We start from the raw sequence: 15,356 nt of genomic DNA, 5'->3' as shown, positions 1-15,356 counted from the left end.
TGTAACGATTGGCGGTAAAAGCGGTTAATGATCGTTAATATTTAGGGCTGATTGCGATTTATTAACCCTGTCTTGGCAGTCTCACATGCGATGCAGCGTCCGCTTCGCCGCAGTGCGTGAGGATCTTGCCGAGCCTGGCATGCCATCCGGCATGGTCGGCGTCGGGACTTGACGAGGATGGAAATGCTCGCGCGGAGCGATGTCCGGCTCCAGGAGGCAGCGCCGGCGGTGCGTCGGCCCTTGGCCTCCATCGACGTGATGGAGCTGGTCGCGGTCGTGCTGCGCCGCTACCCCGTCGTGCTCGGCTTCGGGCTGCTCTTCCTCGTGCTCGCGGCCGCCTACATTCACCGTCAGACCCCGGTCTATCGCTCGACGGTCGAGATCCTCGTCGATCCGCAAGGCCTTCAGGTCGTGGGGCGCGACATCCTGCCGACCGACAGCTCGGCCTCGATGGATTTCGCCAATGTCGATACGCAGCCGCTGATCATCGCCTCCACCAATGTCCTTTCCGAGGTCATCCGGAGGCTCGATCTCGAGCATGACCCCTTCTTCGCCGGCACCATGGCCAGTTGGCCCGAGGATCGCGCGGCGACCGTGAGCCCGCGCTTCGTGCATGTTCTCGACATGCTGCGCGCGCGCGTCGTGGTGCACCGGGTCGATCCGTCGCTGGTCTTCCAGGTGACGGTCACGCATGACGATCCTGACAGGGCGGCCGAGATCGCCAATACGATATCGGTGGTCTATCTGGAGCAGAGCCGCGAAGCGCGGCTGACCGCGGCCCGGCAGGCCAATGACACACTGTTGACGCAGGCAGCGTCGCTGCGCAGCCAGTTCGAGGCTGCGCAGCATCGCGTAGAGGCGTTCCGCGCCGAAAACGGGCTCGTGGCGACCGGCCAGGGCGGTCTCGTCGTGAACCAGCGCCTGCAGGATCTGACCAGCCGCCTCACCGCTGCGAGTGCCGAGGTTGCGCAGCTCGAAGCGCGGCGAAACCAGGTGCGCGGCCTCGATCTCGCAGTCGTCGAGGCCGGCGGCATTCCCGAAGCGGTGAGTTCGCCGACCATCACGGCGCTCAGGACGCAATACGGCCTCGTCATCCAGCGCCAGGCCGAGCTGGCGCGGACGCTCGGTCCCAACCATCCCGCGCTCCAGCGCGCCGATTCCGAGCGCGATGCGCTGGCTCGGCTGATCGATGCCGAGGTGTCGCGCATCAAGCAGTCGATCGAGGCCGACTATGCCCGCGCCAAAGAAAATCTTGCTGCCCTGAAGGCGCAGGAACTGGCGCTGACGCAGACGCAAGCCTCGAGCAACACTGCAGAAATCCGCGCCCGTGAACTGCAGGGCGACGCCGACGCCATCCAGAGCGTCTACAACGCCGTCCTGAACCGCACCAAGGAACTGGACCTCCAGCAGCAGATCCAGACCAGCAATTCCCGCGTCATTTCGCCGGCCGTGCCGCCGATCAAGGCCGCGGCGCCGCCGAAGTCGATCGTGCTCGCGGCCGGAACGCTGTTCGGCCTCATCGTCGGTGTCGGGGTCGCCTTCGCCATCGATTTCTTCGCCTCGGACCCCGTCTCGAAGCTGCGCGGTATCAGCGGCAGTCTCGGCACCGAACTCGTCGGGCTGCTGCCCTCGCGCCGCCACCGCTGGTTCAAGCGCAAGGGGCAGGCCGTGGTCGATCCGGCCGATCCGGACGGCGCGGACAGGGAGGCACTTCTTCCGGCGGCACAGGCACTTGCGATCCATCTGACGGACCAGCTGCCGGCGACGATCCTCATCATCGAGGCGGGGCCGGTCGCAAACGGGCCGCGCGTCGCGCGGGGATTGGCGGGAGCGCTCGCCGATCTCGGCGAGGAGACGCTGCTCTGCTCGGCCGACGACATGTCGACCATGCTGCGCGTCGAACGGTCGGCGCTCTCGATGCTAACCCGCTCTCATGAAACGCGTTTTGCCGGCGAGGGCACGGCGCTGGCCGAGCTTCGCCGCCACCGGACCGACCGCGACGGCCAGGAATTCATCCTGATCGACGGCGGTTCCTCGCGCGATACGCGGACGCTTGCCGCCAGTTTCGGCTATGTCGACGCGGTGATCGTGGTCGCGACCACAGGGGTGAGCAGCAGCGAGGATGTGCGCGATCTCATCGCCTCGCTCGGCCCGCTGGCCTCGGTTGCGATCGGCGTCGTCGGCGTCGTCGACCGCTGACGATGCGCTCCTTCGCCACCGGCCGCGTCGATCCCGCCTATGGCCGCTTCGATGCCGATGCGCTCCGCGAGCGGGTGCACGAGCCGGTGATCACGGCGATCCTCGTCGGGGCGCTCACCTTCAACCTCTTGCTCTGCCTCGTGAATACGGTGGCTTTCCGCATCTCCGACACGCTCGTCATGGGATCGGAAATGCTGCTCGTCAGCGCCGCCTTCGTGATGGCGGTCAATCGCGGCGTCTCGCTGTGGCTGATCCTCGGCATCTTCATGAGCTACATGCTGCTGCTCATGGCGATGCGGCCGGCGATCGATCTGAAGTCGGTGCGCGACTTCCTGATCCCCATCACCTTCTATGCGCTCGGCCGCCGCTATGCCGACATCCGGCTCGCCGATCGCGCAGCCCTGATCTCCGGCTTCATCGTGCTCGGTTTCGGCTTGTTCGAGTACTTCTTTCTCGACATTTATATCAAGTATTTCAACATAATTGCATATTATGTGGCACGCGGAACGGTGGCGGCGAGCGACGTCACCGGGGAGTCAGGGCTCTTTGCCAGCGGGCTGCGTCCGGACGCGCGGACGATCCTTCCCTTCCTCGGCCAGCACCGCGTGTCGTCGGTGTTCCTCGAGCCGGTCTCGGCCGGCAATTTCGGGGCGATCCTCTATGTCTGGGCGCTGGTGCGCAAGGACATGCGCTGGCGGAAGCTCCTCTTCGCTCTGGCCGCCATGCCGATCATCCTGGCCGATGCGCGGTTCGGCCTTTATGTCTGCATCGCCGCGACGGCGATCCACCTTTCGCCGATCCGCCCGCCGCGCCTCGTCTGGTATGTGCTGCCGATGGCGATCATGCTGGCGCTGGCCATCTATGGCTTCACGAGTGCGCAGGTGAACTGGCAGAACGACCTCTCAGGCCGGCTGCTCTGGACGGCGCGCCTTCTGACCTCGCTCGATGTCCACGCCGCCTTCGGCATCTCGCCGGACAAGCCGTTCCTGTCGGACTCGGGCTATGCGATGACGCTGAGCGAGATCGGCATTATTGGCGCGGTCGGCTTCTGGACGCTGTTCATCTTCGCGCGCGAGGACAATCCGGATGCCTGGCGGCTCAAGGTGCTGGTAGCGACCTATCTCTGCCTGCTCTTGCTGATCTCGGACTCGCCCTATTCGATCAAAACCGCCGCGCTGGTCTGGTTCATGGTCGGCACCTACGACGCCTTCGTTCCCAAGGTCGGCACGCGGCCGGGCGTCAGCGTGCCTCGGCGCGGCTGAGGCGGGCGCTCAGCCGCTCGGGAAGCAGGGCCGCGATCCCGTCGACGAGGCGGACGACCCGGTCTTGCAGCGCGTGGCGCAGGCCGAGCGCCGGCTTCTCCACGAAGTGCCACGAGAGCATCGCCAGGATGACGGTCGGCACGATGCTGATGGCGAAGAACAGCCAGTAATTGCCGATGCCGGGCATCAGATGCAGCAGCGTCTGCTGCACCGTGAAGCCGTAGAGATAGACGCCATAGGAGTAGTCGACCCCGACGAGAAGCGGGATGACGAACCAGTTCGCGAGACCGAGATAGATCGCGACATAGGCGAACATCGGCGCGGTCAGAACCCAGACCGGCGGCATCTCTGCCCAGCTCTGGTCGCCGGCCATGGCGACCGCCACGAGGCCGGCTCCGGACAGGACCGCGGGGAGCCAGTGCAGCGGGATCGACGCGCGGTATTGCCAGGCGAGCACGCCGACGAGGAAGAGGGGGACGAGCTTGGCGGCGCCGCGCGTGACGAAGACATAGGTCAGCAGTTCGTGATGCGGCAGCGCGATGCCGGCGCGGTCGGCGAGCCAGATGATGTTGGCCGCGGCGTAGAGGCCGAGGGCAAAGGCGAGCACGAGCGCCCGCCGCCGGAACACGCCGGCGCCGGTGAGCAAGCACAGGAGGATGTAGCAGCTCATCTCGTGCGAGAGCGTCCAGAGCGACCCGTTGACGATGTGTTCCGGGTTTTGCTCGAACACGCCGGGCAGCGTGTCCTGATGGCGGCCGAGCACGTTGAAGAAGAAGGTCAGGAAGCCGCGGTCGCCGAAATAGGCGGCGGGCGACAGCGACGTGACCAGAGGACCGACGACGAGCGCCGTCACGACCACCAGGACGGCGAGCGCGGGCACGAGGCGCAGGACCCTGTTGACCAGGAACGTATCGACGCGACTGCGCGCCATGCTGCCGGCGACGAGGAAGCCGCTGAGCACGAAGAAGGCCGGCACGGCCATGTTGGCGAGCCCCCAGCGCGCGCCATAGGGCCACCAGGCCTCGGCATTGGCCCCGCCATCGACGAGCGAGCAATGGACGAAGATCACCGACACGGCGAGGATCAGCCGCAACAGGCCGAAGCCCGGGCCGACACCCCTGTTCGCATCGAGGACACTGCCGACCGTCTTCATCATCGGGACCCTGTCTTGGAGGATGCCCCGTTGTGAAGCCGCGATTGTTGCCGGAACCTTGCGCCGATACCTGCAAATCGAGGGGTATTTGCAGATAATTTTCGTCTCAGCCGCCGTGCCGCTCGAGGAAGGCCTCGACGGAGAGCGCGCGGAAATCCTGAAGCGCGGCGTGCAGCCGCTCATGCGGCCAGTCCCACCAGGCAAGGGCGAGCAGCCGTTCGGCGACGGCTTCCGGGAAGCGTCGCTTCACCGTCCGCGAAGGAACGCCGACCGCGATCTCGTAGGCCCCGACATCCTTTCGCACGACGGCGCCGGCGCCCACGATCGCGCCCGTGCCGATCGTGACGCCGGGCAGGATCACGACGCCATGGCCGATCCAGACGTCATGGCCGATCGTGACCGGCTGGCCGCGCCGCCAGTCGAAGAACGCCGTCTCGTCTTCTTCGCCGTCGAAATAATAGGACGCGCGGTAGGTGAAGTGCGATTGCGAGGCGCGCCAGTGCGGGTGGTTGCCGGGATTGATGCGGACGTCGGCGGCGATGGAGCAGAACTTGCCGATCGTCGTGTAGATCGCCTCGCTCGAGCGCGAGATATAGGAATAGTCGCCGAGCTCGACCTCGGCGAGGTCGCATCCGGCGCCCACCTCGGTGTAGCGGCCGAGCACGCAATTGGCGACGCGCGCCGTCGGATCGATGGTCGGGGTCTCGCGAAGGCGCATGGTGTTTTCCGGCGGCTGGAGGGCGCGGCAAGGCTGCCGCCGGCCCATGACGCAGCGATGACGAAGCCGGCAAAGCCGCTTGATGCAGAACGGTCCGATGCTTGCCGTGACCGAGGTCGCGGTGCGCGGCTGTCACACCAGTTTCGCAGCCATCCAGCACTCTCCCGGGAACCAGGAGATTGCCGATGCTCGTGCTGGACGATGTCTCGCGTCAGTTCAACAACAAGACCGCCGTCGCGGGAGTGAGCCTCTCCATTCCGGCCGGCTCCTTCGTCGGCGTGATCGGCCGGTCTGGCGCCGGCAAATCGACGCTGCTGCGCATGGTCAACCGCCTCGTCGACCCGACCTCGGGCTCGATCCGCTTCGGCGATGTCGACGTGACGCGGCTCGACGGCAAGGCGCTGCGCGACTGGCGCGCCCGCTGCGCCATGATCTTCCAGCAGTTCAATCTCGTCGGCCGTCTCGACGTGCTGACCAATGTGCTGATGGGCCGCCTTTCCAAGGTGCCGACGGCCCGCTCGCTGCTCCGCCTCTGGAGCGAGGAGGACCGCGCGATCGCGCTCGCGGCGCTCGAGCAGTTCGACATCGCGCAGCTCGCCGCCCAGCGCGCCGACAGCCTTTCCGGCGGCCAGCAGCAGCGCGTCGCCATCGCCCGCGCCCTCGTCCAGGAGCCGGATGCGATCCTGGCCGACGAGCCGATCGCCTCGCTCGATCCGCGCAACACCAAGGTCGTGATGGATGCGCTGCTGCGCATCAATCGCCACTACGGCATCACGGTCGTCTGCAACCTGCATTCGCTCGATCTCGCGCGCGGCTATTGCGACCGCCTGATCGGCATGTCGGCCGGCCGCGTCGTCTTCGACGGGGCGCCGCAGATGCTCACCGAAGATGTCGCCCGCGACCTCTACGGCCTCGAAGCCGGCGAGGCGCTCGGCCATGCGCCGGCGCCCGAACCGAGGGCGGGTCTCATCGGCGCGCCTGCCGCCGCCCTGATCTGAACTCCCGTTCCAACCGGCGCCCTTTCGCGCCAACAGCCTCACGGAGACGTCCCATGCTGAACCGCCGCACCCTTTTCGGCGCCGCCCTTGCGAGCCTCGCGCTCGCCGGCGTCGCGCACGCTGCCGACGACTGGAAGGCGCAGTATCCCGAGCTGACGCTCGCCGTCATCCCGGCCGAGAACGCCTCGACGACGACCGACCGCTACCAGCCGCTGACGGCCTATCTGTCGAAGGAGCTGGGCGTTCCGGTGAAGCTCGCCGTCGCGACCGACTACGCCGCCGTCATCGAGGCGCAGCGCGCCGGCAACGCGCAGATCGCCTTCTACGGCCCCGCGTCCTATGCCCGCGCCGTGCTCACCGGCGTCGAGACCGAGCCGGTCGCTGTCTCGCGTCATTCCAACGGCCTGACGGGCTATTATTCGGTCATCTACACGCTGGCCAACGGCCCCTACAAGTCGATCGACGACCTCAAGGGCAAGAAGCTCGCCCTCGTCGACCCGAATTCGACCTCGGGCAACAACGCGCCGCGCTTCTTCCTGCATCGCGACGGCAAGGACGTCGACACGTTCTTCGGCGAGGCGGTCTTCGCGGGCAGCCATGACAACGCCGTGCTGGCACTGGCGCAGGGTACCGTCGACGCCGCCGCCAATTCCTGGAATTCGGAAGACGATTCCAACCTGACGCGCATGATCACCAAGGGCGTGCTCAAGGACGCCGACGGCAATCCGATGAAGAAGGAAGACTTCCGCATCGTCTTCAAGTCGGACTTCCTGCCGGAGGGCCCGTATTCGGTGCTCGCCTCGCTGCCGGCCGACCTCAAGGAAAAGATCAAGACCGCCTTCCTCGAGATGCCGGAGAAGGACAAGGCCGCGTTCGACGGTCTCTCGGACGGCAAGGACATCGAGTTCGCCGCGATCTCGGCCGCCGACTACCAGCCGGTTGTCGAGATGGTGAAGTTCAACGACGAGCAGCGCAAGAAGGGCTCCTGATCCGGAGCTTCGCTTCCTGGGGCGGTCCGGCAGCGGGCCGCCCCTTCCTCTTTTTCCGTTGAGAGCGACGCCCTTGGCGACAGCCGTTCCCGTCCTTCCCGAGCCGCAGGCCCGCGCCCTCGCCGAGGCCTATGCCTCGGCCGTCGCCGCGCGGCGGCTGCGCGGTCTCGCCGTCCTGGTCGCGATCGTCGTCCTCGCGCTGGTGAGCGGCTATCTCGCCCATGTCCGGCCGCTGACGCTCTTCGCCAATATCGGCAATTTCGGCAGCTTCATCTCCCGCACCATTCCGGACTTTTCCTCCGGCAATCCGGTCGCCGACCTGAGGGCCTGGTACTGGAACTTCCCCGGCTGGCTGGCGCTGCTCGGCCAGACCATCCTCATCGCCTATCTCGGCACGCTGATGGGCGCGCTCGGCGCCGTCGCGCTCTGCTTCTTCGCCTCCGCCAATATCGCGCTCGGCCGCGGCTCGCGCATCGTGACGCGCCGGCTGCTCGAGTTCTGCCGCACCGTCCCCGACATCGTCTTCGCGCTGATCTTCGTCATCGCCTTCGGCCTCGGCCCGATGGCGGGCGTGTTCGCGCTGGCGATCCACACCACGGGCGCGCTCGGCAAGCTGTTCGCCGAAGTGGTCGAGAACATCGACATGAAGCCGGTCGAGGGCATGCGCGCCACCGGCGCCTCGTGGATCCAGACCGTGCGCTACGCGGTGCTGCCGCAGGTGGCGCCCGGCTTCGCCTCATACGCGCTGCTGCGCTTCGAGATCAATGTCCGCGGCGCCGGCGTCATGGGCTTCGTGGGCGCCGGCGGCATCGGCCAGGAGTTCCTGGTCGCGATCCGCAACTTCTATTATTCCGACGTCAGCGCCATCCTGCTGATGATCATCGCCACGGTGATCATCATCGACATGCTCACCGAGCGGCTCCGCCACCGCCTGATCGGCTTCGAGGGCGCGCGATGACCGACGCCACCGCCAATCCGCGCGGCCTCGGCGACGCCGCCAGGGCCGATCTCGACGGGCTGAAGCAGCGCCATCCGGGGGGCTTCCGCGCCTCGCCGAAGAACCGCGCCCTCGCCATCCTGATCCCGCTCGCCATGCTGGCGGTGGCGATCGTCGCGATGGTCATGCTCGACTTCTCGCTGGTCCGCATCCTGAACGGCCTGTCGCGGCTCGGCCGCTTCGCCGTGCTGATGATCCCGCCCGACCCCGAAGGCCGCGCCTGGGCCTTCACCATCGCGCTCGGCGAGACGCTCGGCATCGCCTTTCTCGGCACGCTGACCGCCGCGATCCTGGCCTTCCCGGTCGCCTTCCTCGCCGCCCGCAACGTCATCCCGAACATCTTCGTGCATTTCGGCACGCGGCGAACCTTCGACGTCATCCGCTCTGTGGACACGCTCATCTGGGCGCTGATGTGGATCAACGTCGTCGGCCTCGGACCCTTCGCGGGCGTGCTCGCCATCGCCTGCTCCGATTTCGGCTCGTTCGGCAAGCTGTTCTCCGAGGCGATCGAGGCGACCGACGGCAAGGCCTCGGAGGGCGTCTCGGCCGCAGGCGGCTCGAAGCTGCATCAGGTGCGCTTCGGCCTCGTGCCGGGGGTGCTGCCGGTCATCGCCAGCCAGGTGCTCTACTATTTCGAATCCAACACCCGCTCGGCGACCATCATCGGCATCGTCGGGGCCGGCGGCGTCGGCATCTACCTGACCGAGCTCATCCGCGTGCTCGAACTGAAGCAGGTCGCCTTCCTGATCCTGATGATCCTCGTCACGGTCGCGATCATCGACTTCATCTCGACGCGCCTGCGCATGGCGATCATCGGCAAGCAGAAGATCAGCTGACGGTCGGGCCGCCAGCTCTCCGGCCGTCAGCTTTCGACGACGAGCTCCGTCCGGTCGGCGGAGAACTGCGCGTGCGTGTACTGGATGCGCCGGCCGCTCTCGTCGACATTGACGCTGTCGACCACGAGCAGCAGCCGGCCGGGCGCGAGATCGAGCAGCGCGGCTTCCTCGGCGGCGGCGGGGCGGGCGGAAATGCGTGTCTCGAGGCGGCGGTAATCGGCGACGCCGCAGGCGGCGAGCGCCGGCGTGATGGCGCCCTCGGCGCGGTAGGCATCGGCGAGATGCGCGAATCGGGGCAGCGGGAAATAGCCGCTGCCGAACGAGATCGGCGTGCCGTCGGCAAAGCGCAGCGTATCGAGGCGGATGACGGGCGCGCCCTCGGCAAGGCCGAGGCTCGAGGCGATGCGGGCATCGGCGGCGAGGGTCGCGGCGGCGAGCAGCCTGCCCCCGGCCTCGCGGCCGGCTTGCGAGACGATCTCGGAGAAGCGGGTGCGCGGGCCGATCGGATAGCGGATCGGCTGCGCCTCGACGAATGTGCCGCGTCCCTGCGTCGCCCGCACCAGCCCGCGCTGCGCGAGCTCGGCGAGGCCGCGCCGCACCGTGTGGCGGTTGACCCCGAAGCGCAGCGCCAGCTGGCTCTCGGTCGGCAGTTGCGTGCCCGAGGCAAGGCGGCCGGCGCCGATCTCGGCGGCGAGTTCGTCGGCGATCTGCCGCCAGGCGGCGATGCCGCCGCCGCGGGAAAGACCGGCGGGCGCGACGGAGGGCGAGGTGTCGGTCTCGCCGGCGCGATGGTCGGCCTCGCTGGCGGCTTCCGTCATGAAATCGTCACTGGACTGGCTCATGGAGTTGTCTATACCATTAGACAAATCGAAGCGGAAGCGGCGAGTGAGATCATGACCGAGCAGGGCGGCATCCGGTCCGTCGGAGCGACGGGCGGGCAGGGACAGGGCGGGGGCGGGTCGCCGCCTCATGCGGAAGTCCAGTCCGGATCGGCGGCCGGCGGGATCGCCGCGCGGCAGGCGCTGATGGCCGCGACGGCCGTGGCGCACCGCGAGGAACTCGAAGCGGCGCTGGCCGCGCTCGGCCCCGTGCCGGCGGCGAGCGATATCCGCGTGCCGGAGAGCGGGCTCGTGATGCTGCGCGGCCGGGCCGGCGGCGACGGAAGGCCGTTCAATCTCGGCGAGGCGACGGTCACGCGGGCGGCGATCCGCCTCGAGGACGGCCGCACCGGCTTTGCCTATCAGCTCGGCCGCGACGCGGCGAAGGCGCGGCTCGCCGCCATTCTCGACGGGCTCTGGCAGGGCGTGGAGCGCGACGCGGTCGAGGCGGCGCTGGAGCCCGTCCGGGCGCGCATCGCAGCCGAGGCCGAGACGAAGGCGCGCCGCGTCGCCGCGACGCGCGTCGACTTCTTCACCATGGTCCGCGGGGAGGACTGACGATGCTCGCAGCCGACAGCACCGGCTTCGCCGATCCCGTGCTCGATGCCCAGTCGACATTCCGAACGCTGATGGACGCCTTCGCACGGCCGGGCCGGGTGCAGCGCCTCGGGGCACGCCTCGTTCCGCCTGCCGGGCTTGCCGCCGGCCTCGCCGCCGCCGCGCTGGCGCTCACCGACCACGAGACGGCGGTCTGGCTCGATCCGCCGCTCGCCGCCGATCGATCGGTCGCCGCCTATCTCACCTTCCACACCGGGGCGCGGCTCACGGCCGATCCGAAGGAAGCCGCCTTCGCGCTCGTCTCCGACCTCGATGCGCTGCCGCCGCTCGGCAGCTTCTCCGTCGGCGACGACGCCTATCCCGACCGCTCGACGACGATCGTCGCATGCGTCTCGGCGCTCTCCGCGAGCGGCGCACTCCGCCTCGCAGGGCCGGGCATCGACGGCGAGCGGCGGCTCGGCGTCGCGCCATGGCCCGCCCGCCTCACGGCCGAGCTCGCGGAGAACCGCGCGCTGTTCCCGCGCGGCGTCGATCTCGTCCTGGTCGCGCCCGAGGCGGTGGCGGCGCTGCCCCGCACAACACGCATCGTGGAGGCCGGCTGATGTATGTCGCGGTGAAGGGCGGCGAGGCCGCCATCGACAATGCCCATGCGCTGCTCGCGCATGAGCGGCGCGGGCCCGCCGAGATCGCCGAGATCGACCCGGCGCAGATCGAGCACCAGCTCTCGCTCGCCGTCGACCGCGTGATGGCCGAGGGCTCGCTCCACGATCCGGCGCTGGCGGCGCTTGCCATCAAGCAGGCGCGCGGCGATCTGATCGAGGCGATCTTCCTCGTCCGCGCCTTCCGCACCACGCTGCCGCGCTTCGGCGCCTCCAAGCCGCTCGACACGGCGGCGATGGCGATCGAGCGTCGCATCTCGGCGACCTTCAAGGATCTGCCCGGCGGGCAGGTGCTCGGCCCGACCTTCGACTACACGCACCGCCTGATCGATTTCATGCTCGCCGCCGGCGTCACCCCGCCGGCGCCGGCCGAGGCGGCCGCTGAGACCGCCGCCGTGCCGCGCGTCACCGATCTTCTCGGCGGCGAGGATCTCATCGAGCGCGAGGCGGGCGAGACGGACGGCGCGGTCGGCGACCTGACGCGCGAGCCGCTCGATTTCCCGGCCGACCGCGATCTCAGGCTCCAGGCGCTGGCGCGCGGCGACGAGGGCTTCCTGCTCGCGCTCGGCTATTCGACGCAGCGCGGCTTCGGCCGCACGCATCCCTTTGTCGGCGAGATCCGCTTCGGCGAGGTGACGGCGGAATTCGTCCCCGAGGAACTCGGCTTTGCCGTTCCGCTCGGCCCGGTCGCGCTCACCGAATGCCAGATGGTCAACCAGTTCCACGGCTCGGCCGAGCGTCCGCCGCAGTTCACGCGCGGCTATGGTCTCGTCTTCGGGCAGAGCGAGCGCAAGGCGATGTCGATGTCGCTGGTCGACCGCGCGCTCCGGACGCGGGAATTCGGCGAGGACGTCGTCGCCCCGGCGCAGGACGAGGAATTCGTGCTCTCGCACTGCGACAACGTTCAGGCGACCGGCTTCGTCGAGCATCTGAAGCTGCCGCACTACGTGGATTTCCAGGCCGAACTCGGCCTCGTCAGGATGATGCGCGCCGAGCATGCGGCCGCGCGGGCAGAGATGAAGGAGGCGGCGGAATGAGCGCCAATCCCGTTTCCATCGACGCGGCTGTGGCGGCACCCCCCTCTCCAGCTCTCTCCCACAAGGGAGGAGAGGCCGCCGCTGCGGCCGGCATGGATGTCGTTGTTCGCTCTGAGGGGCAGGCGGTGACAACCGGTACGGCCGGAGAACCCTCTCCCCGAAGGGGGGAGGGCAGGGAGGGGGCTCTCTCCAACGCCGCCACCGCCACCGGCTACAACTTCGCCTATCTCGACGAGCAGACGAAGCGGATGATCCGCCGCGCGATCCTGAAGGCGATCGCCATTCCCGGCTATCAGGTGCCGTTTGCGAGCCGCGAAATGCCGATGCCCTACGGCTGGGGCACGGGCGGCGTGCAGGTGACGGCGGCGGTGATCGGACCGGAGGACGTGCTGAAGGTCATCGACCAGGGCTCGGATGACACCACCAACGCCGTCTCGATCCGCAAGTTCTTCGCCAAGACGGCCGGCGTCGCGACGACGACGAAAACCGCCGAGGCCTCGATCATCCAGACCCGTCACCGCATTCCGGAGACGCCGCTCGCCGAAGGGCAGGTGATCGTCTTCCAGGTGCCGATCCCCGAGCCGCTCCGCTTCCTCGAACCGCGCGAGACGGAGACGCGGCGGCTGCATGCGCTCGCCGATTACGGGCTGATGCATGTGAAGCTCTACGAGGACATCGCGCGGCACGGCCATATCGCCACGACCTATGACTATCCGGTCGAGGTGGCGGGGCGCTATGTGATGAACCCCTCGCCGACGCCGAAATTCGACAATCCGAAGATGAATCGCTCGCCAGCCCTGCAGCTCTTCGGCGCCGGTCGCGAGAAGCGGATCTATGCCGTGCCTCCGCATACCGATGTGGTGAGCCTCGATTTCGAGGATCATCCCTTCGAGGTGCAGCGCTTCGACAAGCCCTGCGCGCTCTGCGGCGCGGCAAACGTCTATCTCGACGAGGTCGTGCTCGACGATCGCGGCGGGCGCATGTTCGTGTGCTCGGACAGCGATTTCTGCACCTCGCGCCGCGAGGCAGGCCATCGCGGAAGCATGGCGGCCGATCCCGCGGGGCAACGCCCATGACCGGGTTGTCGCTCAGAAAGGCGGAAGAGGCCGACCTGCCGGCGCTGCTGGATCTCTACGGCCAGCCGAGCTTCAACAATGGCCGCGTGATCCCGCTCGATGAGGCGCGGGCGATTTTCGCGCGTTTCGCGGCCTATCCGGATTACGCGATCCATCTCGCCGAGCGCGACGGGCGCATCGTCGGGACCTTCGCGCTGATGGTCATCGACAACATCGCCCACTGGGGCACACCGACGGCGCTGGTGGAGAATGTCGTCGTCGCGGAAGGCGAGCAGGGCGGCGGCATCGGCCGCTGGATGATGCGGCGTGCCTTCGCGATCGCGGCGGCGAAGGGGGCCTACAAGGTGGCGCTCTCCTCGAACATCCGCTCCGAAAAGGCGCATCGCTTCTACGAGAGCCTCGGCTTCGAGAAATATGGCTACAGCTTCCGCCTCGATCCGCTGCCGGATCCGGGCGAGGACGAGGAGGACGCGGCATGAACGACGCCCCGCTGCTCACAGCCCGTGGTCTGTCCAAGCATTACGGCCCGCGCATCGGCTGCGAGGCCGTGTCCTTCGATCTCTACGAAGGCGAGGTGCTGGCCGTCGTCGGCGAATCCGGTTCCGGTAAGTCGACGCTGCTGAAGCTGCTGGCGACCGAGACGCCGCCCACCGCCGGCAGCGTCCACTACCGCATGCGCGACGGCGCCGTTCGCGATCTCTTCGCGCTCACCGAGGCCGAGCGGCGCTTCCTGCTACGGACCGACTGGGGCTTCGTGCGTCAGGACGCCCGCGAGGGGCTCCGCATGAGCGTCTCGGCCGGCGGCAATGTCGGCGAACGGCTGATGGCGGTCGGCGAGCGGCATTACGGCCGCATCCGCGGCACCGCGCTCGACTGGCTCGGCCGCGTCGAGATCGACGGCGACCGCATCGACGACCTGCCGCGCGATTTCTCCGGCGGCATGCGCCAGCGCCTGCAGATCGCGCGCAACCTTGTCACGCATCCCCGTCTCGTCTTCATGGACGAGCCGACCTCGGGCCTCGACGTCTCGGTGCAGGCGCGGCTGCTCGATCTGCTACGCGGGCTCGTCGCCGAACTCGGCCTCGCGGTCGTCATCGTCACGCATGACCTCGCCGTCGCGCGGCTGCTCTCGCACCGGATCATGGTCATGCGCCATGGCCGCGTCATCGAGACGGGGCTCACCGACCAGGTGCTCGACGATCCCAGCGAAGCCTATACCCAGCTTCTCGTTTCATCGGTGCTCGCAGCATGACCGAACCTCTCGTCCGCCTCTCCGGGGTCGCCAAGTCCTTCACACTGCATTTGCGCGACGGGCTGCGCATCCGCGTCGTCGACAACGTCTCCTTCGCGGCGCGGCCGGGCGAATGCGTCGTGCTCGGCGGCCCGTCCGGGGCCGGCAAGTCGTCGATCCTCAAGATGATCTACGGAAACTACCGCTGCGACACCGGCTCGATCCTGGTGCGTGACGGCGAGGGCATGGTCGACGTCGCGACGGCGGAGCCGCGCCGCATCCTCGCGCTGCGCGCCCATGTCATGGGCTATGTCAGCCAGTTCCTGCGCGTCATCCCGCGCGTCTCGGCGCTCGACATCGTCGCCGCTTCGGCGGCGGAGGGCGGCCTCGGCCGGCAGGAGGCCTGGTGCCGCGCCGAGCGGCTGCTGACGCTGCTCAACGTTCCCGAGCGGCTGTGGAGCCTGCCGCCCGGCACCTTTTCCGGTGGCGAGCAGCAGCGCGTGAACATTGCCCGTGGCCTTGCGCCCGATCGGCCGCTATTGCTGCTCGACGAGCCGACGGCCTCGCTCGACGCCGCGAATCGGGCCGTCGTCGTCCGCCTGATCGAGGAAAAGAAGAAGGCGGGCGTCGCGATCGTCGGCATCTTCCATGACGAGGATGTGCGCGACAAGGTCGCCGACCGCGTCGTCGACATGGCCGCCTTCGCCACCGAAAAGGCGGCTTGAACACATTGAGTGAGACCCGTCGCGCCACGATTCCCCCCGG

Annotated in this window: 16 protein-coding genes; 13 read left to right on the top strand and 3 right to left on the bottom strand. The window is 68.2% G+C overall.

Going from position 1 to position 15,356, the window contains the following annotated elements:
* The first annotated feature begins 240 nt into the window (after nucleotides 1–240).
* Together QO015_RS07850 and QO015_RS07845 are read left to right on the top strand one after the other, a co-directional pair.
* Nucleotides 241–2,199, top strand: coding sequence for a GumC family protein (locus QO015_RS07850; RefSeq protein ID WP_266280242.1), 1,959 nt, complete (start codon nucleotides 241–243; stop codon nucleotides 2,197–2,199).
* Between the two features lie 2 nt (nucleotides 2,200–2,201).
* Nucleotides 2,202–3,461 (top strand): UDP-phosphate alpha N-acetylglucosaminyltransferase, encoded by a 1,260-nt coding sequence (locus QO015_RS07845; RefSeq protein WP_266280244.1) that lies wholly within the window; start codon nucleotides 2,202–2,204, stop codon nucleotides 3,459–3,461.
* On the opposite strand, the gene QO015_RS07840 is transcribed toward QO015_RS07845, so the two are convergent.
* Together QO015_RS07840 and QO015_RS07835 are read right to left on the bottom strand one after the other, a co-directional pair.
* On the bottom strand, nucleotides 3,439–4,617 hold the full coding sequence (locus tag QO015_RS07840) for an acyltransferase family protein (RefSeq protein WP_266280245.1): 1,179 nt from the start codon (nucleotides 4,615–4,617) through the stop codon (nucleotides 3,439–3,441). The two genes, QO015_RS07845 and QO015_RS07840, sit on opposite strands and share 23 nt — an antisense overlap.
* A 103-nt stretch (nucleotides 4,618–4,720) precedes the next feature.
* Nucleotides 4,721–5,332 carry a DapH/DapD/GlmU-related protein gene (locus QO015_RS07835; RefSeq protein WP_266280246.1) on the bottom strand — a complete coding sequence of 204 codons (612 nt, stop codon included), beginning with the start codon at nucleotides 5,330–5,332 and terminating at the stop codon, nucleotides 4,721–4,723.
* 185 nt (nucleotides 5,333–5,517) lie between these two features.
* Between QO015_RS07835 and phnC the strand changes: the two genes are divergently transcribed.
* From phnC to phnE (QO015_RS07815), 4 genes are all read left to right on the top strand, one after another.
* Nucleotides 5,518–6,330 carry a phosphonate ABC transporter ATP-binding protein gene (phnC, locus tag QO015_RS07830; protein WP_266280248.1) on the top strand — a complete coding sequence of 271 codons (813 nt, stop codon included), beginning with the start codon at nucleotides 5,518–5,520 and terminating at the stop codon, nucleotides 6,328–6,330.
* Nucleotides 6,331–6,383: 53 nt separating this feature from the next.
* A complete protein-coding gene (gene phnD / locus QO015_RS07825; protein ID WP_266280250.1) occupies nucleotides 6,384–7,319 on the top strand; it encodes a phosphonate ABC transporter substrate-binding protein in 936 nt (311 codons plus the stop codon).
* Nucleotides 7,320–7,392: 73 nt separating this feature from the next.
* Nucleotides 7,393–8,277, top strand: a complete 885-nt coding sequence (gene phnE / locus QO015_RS07820; RefSeq protein ID WP_266280251.1) for a phosphonate ABC transporter, permease protein PhnE — start codon at nucleotides 7,393–7,395, stop codon at nucleotides 8,275–8,277.
* Nucleotides 8,274–9,152 carry a phosphonate ABC transporter, permease protein PhnE gene (gene phnE, locus QO015_RS07815; protein ID WP_266280253.1) on the top strand — a complete coding sequence of 293 codons (879 nt, stop codon included), beginning with the start codon at nucleotides 8,274–8,276 and terminating at the stop codon, nucleotides 9,150–9,152. The genes phnE (QO015_RS07820) and phnE (QO015_RS07815) overlap by 4 nt, the downstream gene beginning before the upstream one ends.
* Before the next feature lie 26 nt (nucleotides 9,153–9,178).
* On the opposite strand, the gene phnF is transcribed toward phnE (QO015_RS07815), so the two are convergent.
* Complete coding sequence (phnF, locus tag QO015_RS07810; RefSeq protein WP_266280254.1) at nucleotides 9,179–9,994, bottom strand: phosphonate metabolism transcriptional regulator PhnF; 816 nt, start codon at nucleotides 9,992–9,994, stop codon at nucleotides 9,179–9,181.
* 51 nt (nucleotides 9,995–10,045) lie between these two features.
* Between phnF and phnG the strand changes: the two genes are divergently transcribed.
* From phnG to phnL, 7 genes are read left to right on the top strand one after another with little or no spacing between them, the layout of a single operon-like run.
* Nucleotides 10,046–10,588: a phosphonate C-P lyase system protein PhnG gene (gene phnG / locus QO015_RS07805; RefSeq protein WP_370877406.1), complete on the top strand. Its 543-nt coding sequence runs from the start codon at nucleotides 10,046–10,048 to the stop codon at nucleotides 10,586–10,588.
* 2 nt (nucleotides 10,589–10,590) lie between these two features.
* Nucleotides 10,591–11,190 carry a phosphonate C-P lyase system protein PhnH gene (gene phnH, locus QO015_RS07800; RefSeq protein ID WP_266280255.1) on the top strand — a complete coding sequence of 200 codons (600 nt, stop codon included), beginning with the start codon at nucleotides 10,591–10,593 and terminating at the stop codon, nucleotides 11,188–11,190.
* Nucleotides 11,190–12,284 carry a carbon-phosphorus lyase complex subunit gene (locus QO015_RS07795; RefSeq protein ID WP_266280256.1) on the top strand — a complete coding sequence of 365 codons (1,095 nt, stop codon included), beginning with the start codon at nucleotides 11,190–11,192 and terminating at the stop codon, nucleotides 12,282–12,284. The genes phnH and QO015_RS07795 overlap by 1 nt, the downstream gene beginning before the upstream one ends.
* On the top strand, nucleotides 12,281–13,360 hold the full coding sequence (locus QO015_RS07790; RefSeq protein WP_266280257.1) for an alpha-D-ribose 1-methylphosphonate 5-phosphate C-P-lyase PhnJ: 1,080 nt from the start codon (nucleotides 12,281–12,283) through the stop codon (nucleotides 13,358–13,360). The genes QO015_RS07795 and QO015_RS07790 overlap by 4 nt, the downstream gene beginning before the upstream one ends.
* Nucleotides 13,357–13,839, top strand: a complete 483-nt coding sequence (locus tag QO015_RS07785) for a GNAT family N-acetyltransferase (protein ID WP_266280258.1) — start codon at nucleotides 13,357–13,359, stop codon at nucleotides 13,837–13,839. The genes QO015_RS07790 and QO015_RS07785 overlap by 4 nt, the downstream gene beginning before the upstream one ends.
* Entirely contained in the window at nucleotides 13,836–14,612 is a 777-nt protein-coding gene (gene phnK / locus QO015_RS07780; protein ID WP_266280260.1) for a phosphonate C-P lyase system protein PhnK, read from the top strand. The genes QO015_RS07785 and phnK overlap by 4 nt, the downstream gene beginning before the upstream one ends.
* Nucleotides 14,609–15,316 (top strand): phosphonate C-P lyase system protein PhnL, encoded by a 708-nt coding sequence (gene phnL / locus QO015_RS07775; RefSeq protein WP_266280262.1) that lies wholly within the window; start codon nucleotides 14,609–14,611, stop codon nucleotides 15,314–15,316. The genes phnK and phnL overlap by 4 nt, the downstream gene beginning before the upstream one ends.
* Nucleotides 15,317–15,356: the final 40 nt, after the last annotated feature.

Origin of the sequence: Kaistia geumhonensis (genome assembly GCF_030815145.1) — a bacterium.
Taxonomy (GTDB): domain Bacteria; phylum Pseudomonadota; class Alphaproteobacteria; order Rhizobiales; family Kaistiaceae; genus Kaistia; species Kaistia geumhonensis.
The sequence above is the reverse complement of the archived record's forward strand: the minus strand, read 5'-3'. Positions and strand labels throughout refer to the sequence as shown.

Excerpts from the sequence above, each read along its gene's own strand:
- QO015_RS07845 (WP_266280244.1), top strand. The coding sequence starts at position 2,202 with ATGCGCTCCTTCGCCACCGGCCGCGTCGATCCCGCCTATGGCCGCTTC.
- QO015_RS07840 (WP_266280245.1), bottom strand. The coding sequence starts at position 4,617 with ATGATGAAGACGGTCGGCAGTGTCCTCGATGCGAACAGGGGTGTCGGC.
- QO015_RS07835 (WP_266280246.1), bottom strand. The coding sequence starts at position 5,332 with ATGCGCCTTCGCGAGACCCCGACCATCGATCCGACGGCGCGCGTCGCC.
- phnC (WP_266280248.1), top strand. The coding sequence starts at position 5,518 with ATGCTCGTGCTGGACGATGTCTCGCGTCAGTTCAACAACAAGACCGCC.
- phnD (WP_266280250.1), top strand. The coding sequence starts at position 6,384 with ATGCTGAACCGCCGCACCCTTTTCGGCGCCGCCCTTGCGAGCCTCGCG.
- phnE (WP_266280253.1), top strand. The coding sequence starts at position 8,274 with ATGACCGACGCCACCGCCAATCCGCGCGGCCTCGGCGACGCCGCCAGG.
- phnF (WP_266280254.1), bottom strand. The coding sequence starts at position 9,994 with ATGAGCCAGTCCAGTGACGATTTCATGACGGAAGCCGCCAGCGAGGCC.
- phnG (WP_370877406.1), top strand. The coding sequence starts at position 10,046 with ATGACCGAGCAGGGCGGCATCCGGTCCGTCGGAGCGACGGGCGGGCAG.
- phnH (WP_266280255.1), top strand. The coding sequence starts at position 10,591 with ATGCTCGCAGCCGACAGCACCGGCTTCGCCGATCCCGTGCTCGATGCC.
- QO015_RS07795 (WP_266280256.1), top strand. The coding sequence starts at position 11,190 with ATGTATGTCGCGGTGAAGGGCGGCGAGGCCGCCATCGACAATGCCCAT.
- QO015_RS07790 (WP_266280257.1), top strand. The coding sequence starts at position 12,281 with ATGAGCGCCAATCCCGTTTCCATCGACGCGGCTGTGGCGGCACCCCCC.
- QO015_RS07785 (WP_266280258.1), top strand. The coding sequence starts at position 13,357 with ATGACCGGGTTGTCGCTCAGAAAGGCGGAAGAGGCCGACCTGCCGGCG.
- phnK (WP_266280260.1), top strand. The coding sequence starts at position 13,836 with ATGAACGACGCCCCGCTGCTCACAGCCCGTGGTCTGTCCAAGCATTAC.
- phnL (WP_266280262.1), top strand. The coding sequence starts at position 14,609 with ATGACCGAACCTCTCGTCCGCCTCTCCGGGGTCGCCAAGTCCTTCACA.